The organism is Anaerotruncus sp. 1XD42-93, from assembly GCF_009917605.1.
Classification (GTDB): Bacteria; Bacillota; Clostridia; order Oscillospirales; family Ruminococcaceae; genus Anaerotruncus.
This window is the reverse complement of the sequence record NZ_QZEG01000245.1, coordinates 1-521: the sequence shown is the minus strand read 5'-3', so window position 1 is coordinate 521 and position 521 is coordinate 1. Positions and strand designations below refer to the sequence as shown.

The window sequence follows — 521 nt, the reverse complement described above, 5'->3', positions numbered from 1 at the left end:
GAAAGGTCTGCGCCGGGGATGGGCTGGCAGGAGGTTTCGGTTTCGCTGCCGTACATACTGCGCCCCATTGTCATTGTCCCCAGCACCATTTCCGGGTGTTCCAAATAGTAGCGGTTCAGGGGGATGCCGTCCTCCGTCTGCCCGGCCTCCACCCATTCCGGGAGTTTTTCCGGGATGCGGTCGCGCTTCTGGAAAAAGAGGATGTCCGTGGTGACTTCGGTTCCGGCGTTGGCCTTGAACGCATTGCTGGGCAGGCGGACTGCGCCTAATAAATCGGCTTTTTGCGCCAGCGCCTCCCGCACTTTGCTGTTTTTCTTGTCCATCGTGCCTTTGGTGGTGATAAAGGCCACAATGCCGCCGGGACGCACCTTGTCCAGCGTTTTGGTGATGAAATAATCGTGAATCATCAGGTTCTGGCGGTCGTACCGCTTGTCATGCACCTGATAGCTGCCAAAGGGGACGTTGCCCACCGCCAGGTCAAAGAAATCGTCCGGGTGGTCGGTGCGCTCAAAGCCGTCTAC

At 58.2% G+C, this 521-nt stretch carries 1 protein-coding gene; it reads right to left on the bottom strand.

The genetic code is table 11. From position 1 onward, the window contains the following. The coding region (locus tag D5269_RS18260; protein WP_147408106.1) for a class I SAM-dependent methyltransferase at window positions 1–521 on the bottom strand (521 nt) is incomplete at both ends.